Annotated in this window: 10 protein-coding genes; 6 read left to right on the top strand and 4 right to left on the bottom strand. The window is 52.5% G+C overall.

Annotation, left to right across the window (positions count from 1 at the left end):
• Positions 1 to 28: 28 nt before the first annotated feature.
• From ACZ5TN_RS06315 to ACZ5TN_RS06300, 4 genes are read left to right on the top strand one after another with little or no spacing between them, the layout of a single operon-like run.
• Positions 29 to 943, top strand: coding sequence for a phosphate signaling complex PhoU family protein (locus tag ACZ5TN_RS06315; protein ID WP_011251195.1), 915 nt, complete (start codon positions 29 to 31; stop codon positions 941 to 943).
• Positions 944 to 997: 54 nt separating this feature from the next.
• Entirely contained in the window at positions 998 to 1,918 is a 921-nt protein-coding gene (locus tag ACZ5TN_RS06310) for an isoaspartyl peptidase/L-asparaginase family protein (protein WP_464917541.1), read from the top strand.
• The gene (locus tag ACZ5TN_RS06305; RefSeq protein ID WP_464916265.1) at positions 1,918 to 3,093 is read left to right on the top strand and encodes an MFS transporter; all 1,176 of its coding nucleotides are present in this window, start codon (positions 1,918 to 1,920) and stop codon (positions 3,091 to 3,093) included. Before ACZ5TN_RS06310 ends, ACZ5TN_RS06305 begins: the two co-directional genes overlap by 1 nt.
• Entirely contained in the window at positions 3,086 to 4,024 is a 939-nt protein-coding gene (locus ACZ5TN_RS06300; RefSeq protein WP_464916264.1) for a radical SAM protein, read from the top strand. The genes ACZ5TN_RS06305 and ACZ5TN_RS06300 overlap by 8 nt, the downstream gene beginning before the upstream one ends.
• Here the strand turns inward: ACZ5TN_RS06300 and ACZ5TN_RS06295 are convergent.
• On the bottom strand, positions 4,014 to 4,505 hold the full coding sequence (locus ACZ5TN_RS06295; RefSeq protein ID WP_048053787.1) for a hypothetical protein: 492 nt from the start codon (positions 4,503 to 4,505) through the stop codon (positions 4,014 to 4,016). The two genes, ACZ5TN_RS06300 and ACZ5TN_RS06295, sit on opposite strands and share 11 nt — an antisense overlap.
• Entirely contained in the window at positions 4,495 to 5,430 is a 936-nt protein-coding gene (locus tag ACZ5TN_RS06290) for a serine/threonine-protein kinase RIO2 (RefSeq protein WP_011251200.1), read from the bottom strand. Before ACZ5TN_RS06290 ends, ACZ5TN_RS06295 begins: the two co-directional genes overlap by 11 nt.
• A gap of 89 nt (positions 5,431 to 5,519) precedes the next feature.
• Here ACZ5TN_RS06290 and ACZ5TN_RS06285 point away from each other — a divergent pair, with 89 nt between their 5' ends.
• The gene (locus tag ACZ5TN_RS06285) at positions 5,520 to 6,656 is read left to right on the top strand and encodes an MFS transporter (protein ID WP_464916263.1); all 1,137 of its coding nucleotides are present in this window, start codon (positions 5,520 to 5,522) and stop codon (positions 6,654 to 6,656) included.
• Positions 6,657 to 6,707: 51 nt separating this feature from the next.
• Here the strand turns inward: ACZ5TN_RS06285 and ACZ5TN_RS06280 are convergent, their stop codons facing one another.
• The gene (locus ACZ5TN_RS06280; protein ID WP_011251202.1) at positions 6,708 to 7,901 is read right to left on the bottom strand and encodes a proteasome-activating nucleotidase; all 1,194 of its coding nucleotides are present in this window, start codon (positions 7,899 to 7,901) and stop codon (positions 6,708 to 6,710) included.
• Positions 7,902 to 8,118: 217 nt separating this feature from the next.
• Here ACZ5TN_RS06280 and cas6 point away from each other — a divergent pair, with 217 nt between their 5' ends.
• Complete coding sequence (cas6, locus tag ACZ5TN_RS06275) at positions 8,119 to 8,868, top strand: CRISPR-associated endoribonuclease Cas6 (protein WP_011251203.1); 750 nt, start codon at positions 8,119 to 8,121, stop codon at positions 8,866 to 8,868.
• Here the strand turns inward: cas6 and ACZ5TN_RS06270 are convergent.
• The gene (locus tag ACZ5TN_RS06270; RefSeq protein ID WP_464917540.1) at positions 8,825 to 9,721 is read right to left on the bottom strand and encodes an MraY family glycosyltransferase; all 897 of its coding nucleotides are present in this window, start codon (positions 9,719 to 9,721) and stop codon (positions 8,825 to 8,827) included. The genes cas6 and ACZ5TN_RS06270 overlap by 44 nt on opposite strands.
• Between the last annotated feature and the right edge of the window lie 39 nt (positions 9,722 to 9,760).

Raw genomic sequence — 9,760 nt, 5'->3', positions numbered from 1 at the left:
AGTTGCTATATAGATGGGGTGAGTTAATATGGAGTTCAGAAAGATTCAGTTTACTGGGAGGAGCTCCTACATAATCTCGCTCCCAAAAAAATGGGTCAAGATGAACAACCTCAAGCAGGGTGATGCCGTTCCCCTCGTTGTGAACCCCGATGGCAGCATAACGATATTCCCGAAGGAGGTCAAAGAAGTTAGCGAAAAGAAAATTTTGACAATTTCAAAGAAATACTCGCCTGACATGGCAATAAGGCTCGTCATCTCTGCTTATATCCAGGGCTACGACGTTCTTGAGATAAACCTCACGGAGGAGATGCCCATATACAAGGTTAAGCTGAGGAAAACTCTTCAGAGCCTCCCTGGAGTTGAGATAATCCTGGACGAGCCGACCAGGATAGTCGCCAAGAGCCTTCTCGATGAGGATGAGGTGAACCTGGCGGAGCTCCTGAACAGGATACGCTCCCTAATACTCTCAATGCTCGGTGACATCGAGCTCCTGATACAGTCCCCTGGAAACGAGGAGATCCTGAGGGATATTAACGACCTTGAAAGCGAGCTTGACAGGTTCTACTTCCTGATAATCCGGACCGTCAGCAGGCTCCTGACAAAACGCGGCATCACGGAGGAGAGCGGCATAATAAGGAGAACCTTTGACCTAATCGGCATACTCTTCATAGTGCGCAACATCGAGAGGATTGGGGACCACCTCATAAGAATCGCGGAGAATCCCGACAGAATAAACGTTCCCTATCTCAAGGAGAAGTTCAGCCAGATGCTTGACCAGATTGAGGAACGTGACCTTATGAAGGTGGACAAGCTCATGCTGGAGCTTAAGGAGGAGATAAAGTCCATAGACTACCACAGGTCAATAGCTATGGAGAGCTACCGCAGAATCCTCGAGTACCTTGAGAACATCGGCGAGACCATAATAAACATGGCCTTGAGTTAGCTTCGTTTCCATAATTCTTTTAACCTTTCGAGGAAACTCTTCTCGGTGATTCTCATGGCCGCTATCATAGTCCACGGTGGGGCTGGAACAATAAGGAAAGAGGAGAGAATACCCAAGGTCATTGAGGGCGTTAGAGAAGCTGTTCTCGCCGGCTGGAGAGAGTTGAGGAGGGGTTCCGCGCTGGATGCAGTTGAGGAGGCCGTTAAAGCCCTCGAGGACAACCCGATTTTCAACGCTGGAACTGGAAGCGTTCTTACCCTTGATGGGAAGGTCGAGATGGACGCCGCTATAATGCGCGGTAAAACGCTCGACGCTGGCGCCGTTGCTGGAATCTGGGGCGTCAAGAACCCAATAAGCGTTGCCAGAAAGGTCATGGAGAAAACCGACCACGTTCTCCTGATAGGTGAGGGAGCTGTAAAGTTCGCCAGACTGCTCGGCTTCGAGGAGTACGACCCGATAACGGAGGAGAGGCTCAAGCAGTGGGAGGAGCTCAGAAAGAAGCTCATAGAGAAGGGCGAAACAAAGCACTGGAAGAAGCTCAACGAGCTGATCAAGGAGTATCCAGAAGTCCTGAGGAGCACTGTTGGCGCTGTGGCCTTCGACGGTGAGGAAGTTGTTGCAGGAACTTCCACTGGTGGGGTTTTCCTCAAGATGTTCGGCCGCGTTGGAGACACTCCAATAATCGGCGGCGGAACTTACGCGAACGAAGTTGCGGGAGCTTCCTGTACCGGCCTCGGCGAGGTCGCGATAAAGCTCGCACTGGCAAAGAGTGCTGCCGACTTCGTCAGGCTTGGCATGGACGCTCAGACGGCAAGCGAAGCCGCTATAAGCCTCGCCACGAAGTACTTCGGCCCAGATACGATGGGCATTATCATGGTCGATGCAAAGGGCAACGTCGGCTTCGCCAAGAACACCAAGCACATGAGCTACGCCTTCATGAAGGACGGAATGGACGAGCCGGAGGCTGGTGTTTAGTGGAAAAAACGCTCAGAAACATCTGGCTCCTCAACCTCTCGACGTTTTTCTTCTTCCTCGGCGTCAGCTTAACCAACCCCATAGTTTCCCCCTTTGCGATAACGCTCGGGGCAAGCCCTTTTCTTGTTGGTTTGGTGGCTGGTGTTACATCATTCGTCTCCCTCGTTTCAAAGCCAGTTGGTGGGCTCATCGGAGACAGAGGCTACCGCCTTGAGATGATGATAGCCGGAAACGTGCTCTCTCTCATAAGCGGCCTTCTCTACGTCGTTTCCGCCTACACATCCAACATTGTACTTTTCGCGTTTTCAAGGGCACTCCACGGCTTTTCAATGGGGATATTCTTCCCCTCAAGCCTCTCCACAGCCGTTGATCTGGCACCGCCCGGCAGGGTGGGTGAGACCCTCGGATGGCGTGGCATGATGTTCTCGCTCGGCAACATCATCGGCCCGGCCCTGGGAGGTTATCTGTCCGACTACCTCGGCTTCGCCGGAGCTTTTTCCTTCGTGTCGCTCTTCTCTCTCCTCGGCGCGGGCTTTGTGATACCCGTGTGGAAAGAGGTCGGGAGAATAACTGGTGACGAAGAATCCTCCGGAGGGAGCGTCAGCTATCGGGCACTTCTTAAAGTCTCGTTCGTTTTCACTTCACTGGCACTCCTCTTTTTCTCTGCCTCTTATTCGGGTATAACGACCTACCTTCCGGCCTTCTACAAATACTTCGGCTTCCCTCAGAGGACTTTCGGCCTCTACATGATGGTTGTTGGCGCCTCGAGCTTCGCAACCAGATTAGTTGGGGGTAAGACTGCAGACAGGATTGGCCCGGTTCCCGTTTCCTTTGGTGGCATCCTGGTCGTCATAACTGGATACGTCTTCCTCAACTACAGAATTCTTCCGCCAGAGTCCTACATAAGTGCCGTTCTCATCGGTGCGGGCTTTGGTCTTTCAGTCCCCGCGATGCAGATGATGGCCCTCGCTCCCCTTCCCGGAAAAATCCGCGCAATGGGCTCGAGCATATACACGATGTTCTTTGACCTTGGTACACTGGGTGGTCAGGTCGCCCTAGGCTACGTTGCGGACCTTAGAGGATACGAGGCTGTTTTCCCGCTGCTCCCCTTCATCGCAGGAGTGGCACTTATAAGCATCCTGATCACGAAGGTTAAGGGTGAAGGGAATGCCTGAAATGGTAAGGGTCTCCTATGGAACCGCAATAGCGATGGGCCTAATCAGGGCGAAGCTGTTGGCGAGGCCAACTACCGCTTATCTCATGACCTATTGGCCAGGAAGGTGCTCCAACGACTGCGCCTTCTGCGCTCAGGCCCGCTCAAGCAGGGCAGACCTTGAGAAGCTGTCGAGGGTTGTGTGGCCCGCCTTCATGCTGGGGGATGTACTCGAAGGTTTGAAGAAGGGAAACTTTGCAAGAATCTGCCTCCAGACCATTGATTATCCGGGAATGGTTGAGGACGTTTTTGACCTCCTTGAAGCCTTCTCCGACCTTAGTCTTCCGATTTCAGTCTCGATAACACCTGTTGATTCGGAGACCCTCGAAGGCTTCAAGGAGCTCGGCGTGGACTACATAGGTGTCGGCCTTGACGTTGCCAGCGAGAGGCTCTTTAGGGAGATAAAGCCAGACCTGTCATGGGAAGAAGTGTGGGACTTTGCGGGCAGAGTGATTGATGTTTTTGGCCGTGGAAAGGCCCTACTTCATGTTATAGTTGGCCTTGGAGAGACTGACGGGGAGCTTGTGAATACCTTCATACGCGCGAGGGAAATCGGCGCTGATGTTTCCATATTTGCCTTCACGCCTATAAAGGGAACCCGCCTTGAAAATAGGGAACCGCCGAGCCTCGAACATTACCGAAAAATCCAGCTCGCTAAATACCTCGTGAGCATCGGGAAGGAAGATGCCATAGTCTTCGAAGGGGACTCCATCAAGGGCTTTGCACTCTCCAAGGACGAAGTTGCAAAGATTCCCACGACGGTTTTCATGACCCACGGCTGTCCGGGCTGCAACCGGCCTTACTACAACGAGAGACCTGGAAAGGAACCCTACAACTACCCGTTAGCACCAAAAAGGGAAGATTTTGAGAGAACATTGAGGCTCATCCTTTGAGTGCTTCCAGCGCTTCGTTCATCTCCTTGACCGGGAACTCCACGCTGACTTCTTCCCCTTTTGCCGCTTTTATTAGGGCTTCGAGGAACTTGCTGAGGAGTTTGTCCTCTTTGAGGAGAACTCTGAGTGAATCCATGTTCTCCGTGAGCTCCAGTTCTTTTCCGGCATCTCTGATTATCGTTAGTATGTCCCCGAGCCTCTTGAAGCCGAGGCGGAAGAGATCGTCGTTCGGCGCGTTGTAAATAGCTCTAAGCGCGCACTTGACCGCTCCCCTGTAGTTGTCTTCCTGAAGGAAGATATCAGCGAGGCGGAAGCAGGCCTCGAAGTACAGCTCGGGCTCTTCCTCCATGCTCTCGTGAAGTATCTCATCGAGCTTTTTCTTGGCAGTTTCGAGGTCTTTTTGATTCTCTGCCTCTATGGCTTCCCTGAAGAGCCTTGCTATCCTCTCCTTCCTGTTGAGGGGCTCGTACTTAATTACCACCTTCCTCACCCCTGCTCTCCTTCCAGGCTGATTCAAACTCGGGCCAGACCTTTTCAAACTCCTTTTTTACTCCCCACCTTCTCCTGAAGGCGTTCAAAAGGACGGTTATGTCCCTCTTAAGCAGTTCGTAGCTCTCCGGATGGGCCGTGCTGATGTACTGTGCCCAGTCTATTATCAGGATGTCTCCATCTTTAGTCAGGACTATGTTGAACTCGCTCATGTCCGAGTGGACTATACCAAACCTAACGATCTTGAGGTACTCCTCAAGGACTCTATCGAGTATCCTCTCGGCCTCTTCCCTGGTCAGGTCGGTGTCCCTGAGTTCGGCCAGCTCAGTTCCTTCCACAAACTCCATTACGACTACGTGCCTGTTCCAGGCTACCGGCCGCGGAACCCTCGCTATCGGGCTGAGCAGGACGAGGGCCTCGTGCTCCTTCTTGGCTATCAGCCTTGAAACGTAGAGCCAGCTGGTGTGGTGCTTGTCCTGGAAGACGTGGCCGTGGTAGCCGGCCCTTCTGGAAGCTGTCCTCCCTCCTATCCTGTTGAACTTTACCGCGACCTTCTCCCCAGAAGGAGTTATGCCTACGTAAACATCAGCGTCCTTCCCAACACCTATCTGCGTCGTGCTTATGGCCTCTATTACTCCCTTTTTGGCGAGCGCCCTGATTGCCAGCGCGTCGTAGCCGTGTATCGTGAGCTGGTAGCCTATGTAGCCGATGTCGCTCCTCCTGACGACTAGTCCCCAGTCGTCGAGCTTTCCAAGGCGGAAGGATGCAGTCTCAACGTCCACCCTGGCAAAGCGGGCTATGTCCTCTAAGGGAACCCACCTGTGGTGGCGCATGTTGAGCTCTACTCCCCTAAGTATCCTGAAGTCCAGGTCCCTGAGTGATGGGTAAGCCTCGAGTGCGAGCAGTTTGCTGACCATATTCTCTCCCGTAACTGGTTGCCCGCGCCTTTTATAAACTTACTTTGCTATCCAACAAACTTTTAAACGTTTCATCTTCTCTCGAACCCATGCGGAAGAAACTCCTGTTGCTGCTCTCCCTCGGCTGGATATTCAACTACGCCCACAGGATGGCGATACCACCCCTTATCCCCATCATCAAGTCTGAACTGGGCGTAACCAACGCCGAGGCCGGTCTGCTGATGACTGCGTTGCTACTTCCCTATGCACTCGTCCAGGTACCCGCGGGATATCTTGGAGACAGGCTCGGGAGAAAGCGTCTTTTGGTGGTGAGCATCGTTGGATACTCCCTCTCTTCTGCGCTCATAGTTTTCGCACGCCAATACTGGGAGCTTCTGGCGGTTAGGGCTCTCTATGGAGTTTTCTCGGGCCTTTACTATGCTCCAGCGACGGCCCTCATAAGCGAGGTCTATCGGGAGAGGAAGGGCTCCGCTATGGGAATCTTCATGGTCGGGCCGCCAGTGGGGAGTGGAATTGCTCCTCTGATAGTCGTACCCATAGCGCTCTCCCTCCAGTGGAGGTACGCCTTTGCTGTGCTCTCTTCCATGAGCCTCCTTGTTGGGGCCGCCCTTGCCCTCGCCGTCAAGGGGGAAGTCTCGAAGCCTTTTAGGGCCTCACTGTCGATTCCGATGAACGTTCTCCCCTTGAGCGCTGCGAATTTCCTTGCACTCGCGGCCTTCTTCGGCCTTCTAACGTTTCTGGTATCCTTCATGGTGCACTCAGGAGTCTCCCTCGGGATTGCCTCGGGTCTTTTCTCTCTGCTCTCGATGGTTGGTGTAGCAGGATCTTTCCTCGGCGGCTTGGTCTACGATAGAACGGGAAGGAGAAGCGTCTCGTTGATATTCGTTCTCAACGCACTGCTAACGTTCCTCCTTGCGGTAACGGCATCCCCCTGGATTATAATCCCCCTCGGGCTTACGTTCTACTCTGTGGGTCCAATAGTTACTGCCTACACCTCCGAGAAAGCAAGTCCAGAAAACCTGGGTTCGGTCATGGGTTTCGTCAACATGGTTGGATTCTTCGGCGCGACGGTCGGGCCTTATCTCGTCGGCCTGCTTATAGATATCTTTGGATACAGGCCTGCTTTCTTGTCTATTCCCGTAATGTATCTGCTTGCGTGGGCAATACTGTGGGTTGAGGGTCTTGTGGAAAGGAAAAAACTTGAAACAAGCCCGAAAAGAATGTAGTATTGTAAATACTCGCTTTAAATCAGGGGTAGAAGAAAAAAGAGAATGGCTTCAGCCGTACATTACCTCGTGCATCGCTATCTGCTGGGCAAGCCTCTTCTCAGAGCCAATGACTTTATCCACGGCCTTGAGGAAGTCGTCCTGCGTAACGTACGTCCTCCTGTCCCTGATGGCGAACATGCCTGCCTCGGTAGCTATGGCCTTGAGATCTGCTCCGCTCGCCCCCTCGGTTATCTCCGCTATAACGCGCAGGTCAACGCCCTTGAGGTTCATCTTTCTCGTGTGAACCTTGAGTATCTCGAGCCTGCCCTGGTAGTCCGGGAGCGGAACCTCTATGAGCCTGTCGAACCTGCCCGGCCTGAGTAATGCTGGATCGAGTATATCGGGCCTGTTGGTTGCCGCTATGACCTTCACGTTGCCCCTCGGGTCGAAGCCGTCCATCTCAGCGAGGAGCTGCATGAGGGTTCTGTTGACTTCCCTCTCGCCGCCGGTGGTTTCGTCCATCCTCTTTGCGCCTATGGCGTCTATTTCGTCTATGAATATTATCGTGGGTGCCTTCTCCTTGGCAAGCTCAAAGAGTTCGTGAACCAGTCTGGCACCCTCTCCGATGAACTTCCTTACCAGCTCGCTTCCGACGACGCGGATGAAAGTGGCGTTGACGTGATTGGCAACTGCCTTTGCCATCAGGGTCTTTCCACAGCCCGGCGGGCCGTAGAGGAGAACTCCCTTCGGCGGCTCGATGCCGACCTGTTCAAACAGCTCAGGGTGCTTGAGCGGGAGCTCTATTGCCTCCCTGAGTTCCTGGAGCTGCTTCTCAAGTCCGCCTATGTCGTTGTAGGTGACCTTGGGCCTTTCAATGACTTCGAAACCGAGGACACTCGGGTCTTTCTCGCTCGGCAGGAGCTCGACTATCGCCATCGTCCTCTGGTCGAGTGCCACCCTGGCTCCTGGCTTGAGCTTGTCCCTCTCTATCCAAGGCGCTATCCTGACAACGAAGCGCGGCCCGTTGTAGTTCTGAACGATAGCCCTTTCGTCGTCGAGCACCTCTATGACGTTCCCCGCAAAGGCCGGCGGCTGTCTGAGCCTTGACATTTCCATTCTCAGCCTTGAAAGCTCCCTCTCAAGTCTCTCCTTGTCTGCCTCCAGCGTTCTCACCTGTAACTCCAGCTGCCTGATTCTCCTTTTGAGGAAAGTGACGTAGTCATCGTAACCCTCCGGGTGAACGTCAGTGTTCTCAATACTCATGGTATCTCACCTCTAACTTCTCTCCTGATGTATGTCTCGTTGGGACTCTTTTTAACTCTATCCATCCCAGCAGAAACAGGTTTGGGTTTTGGACAATTTCTATCTAATGCACAAGTTTATCATCCGTTGATTCACAATGGTCTTCAAACTCAACTTCGAAACACTTATTAACCTTTTTGACGTTGGATATATTGGCACTACAATGGAGGGGTCAATAATGAGGATTGAAATAAAACTCCGACCCGCTGAGGTGGGCACAATTCTTCCGTTTAACTACAACTACGAGGTCTATTCTCAGCTGCTTGAGAAGGTCTATCTGGTTTCTCCCGAACTTGGAAAGGAGGTTGAATCTAGTGGTGTTGACTACTTCACGTTCTCAAGGATAATGGTCAGGAAGAGGGAGCTCATTCCCGAGGCTGGCATTAGAGTTCTCTCCGATGACGTTTCTCTCTACGTCTCCTCCCATTCCGCCGATGTCATCCATGCCATCGCCGAGGGCTTTCTCGATGACCCCCTCCTGAAGATTAAGGATGCCACTTTTATTGCGGATGACGTTAAGGTTCTGAAGGAGCCCGAACTTAAAGGTCCCGTTCTCTTCTCAACGCTCAGTCCGATCCTCGTTAGGACGGTTAAGTTCGTCAACGGCAGGATGAAGGTGTGGGACCTCTATCCCGACGATGAAATGTTCTTTGACAAGCTCAGAAAGATAATGCTCATGCGCTATTCGAGCATTTACGGCAGAATGCCCGAAAACAAGGAGTTCAAAATTGAGGTTCTCAAGTTTAAGCCCGTCCGGATTCTCGTTAGGGATACCTACTACAGGAGCTCCCTTATGGTCTTCAAGTACTCTGGCTCACCCGAGCTGGCCTGGCTGGGATATGAAACGGGGTTTGGTGAAAAGACTCGCTACGGCTTTGGCATGGTTAAAGTAATTGACTCAGAGCAAGGGCAAGAAGGCCAAGAATGAACTCTATGGCCCACACTATTGCGACCAGCTTTGGTTCGTTCACGCGCACTTTTCTCATTATCATCCCAAGAAAGCTTGGATAGGGCGGTGCCTTCAGCGTTCCGTCAGGCAAGACTTCGGTTCTTCCATGCTTTCTGACTCCAAACCTCACCCCAACTGCTTTTATAACGAAGTCAAGAAAGTGTGGTATCAGGAGAACCGCCCCGTAGGCTTCAACCTTTCCCACAACGGCAACGAGTCCAATAAGTGCTCCGAGGCTCAGGGTTCCAGTATCGCCAGGAAATACCCTGGCTGGATATCTGTTCCACCAGAGAAAGCCTAGAGCTGCAGCAGTTCCGATAAGGGCCAGCTCTCTGGCCGTTCCGTCGGTAAGCACTCCCAGGAAAGCCAGTGCTATCGCGCTCGTCCCGACTTCCAGTCCGTTGAAGCCCGCTAGCATGTTCACCAGGTTTGCTGAGCCCACCACGTACAGAAGTGCCACTATGGGATAGATAACTCCGAGATTAAGGGGGAATCCGAATACGTCAACGTATCGGGGAATGTCAAAAAACATTACAGGTGAAGCGACTATCAGGGACAGAGCGACCTTATGGGACTGCTTTAAAGCGGTAAGGTCATCAATAATTCCCACTATTCCAAACAGGAGAAAAACGAGACCGATCTCTGGTTTGATTAAAGATGACACGACACCAATAGATATGAGCAGTGCTAATCCACCCATTTCGGGGACTTCGGGTTTGGTCAGCTTGTGTATGTCCTTTCCAACTATCCCCGCTTTTTTCATGAGTCCGGCGATGTAGGGGGTTAGTACCGCCGAGAGAGTTAAGGCTATAAGGGGAGCCGCCGCTTCCATTATTGACACCGCATTCCGTTGGAACCCGCAAAAATAAAC

The sequence above is a fragment of the Thermococcus sp. JCM 11816 genome (genome assembly GCF_055396515.1).
The sequence above is the reverse complement of the archived record's forward strand: the minus strand, read 5'-3'. Positions and strand labels throughout refer to the sequence as shown.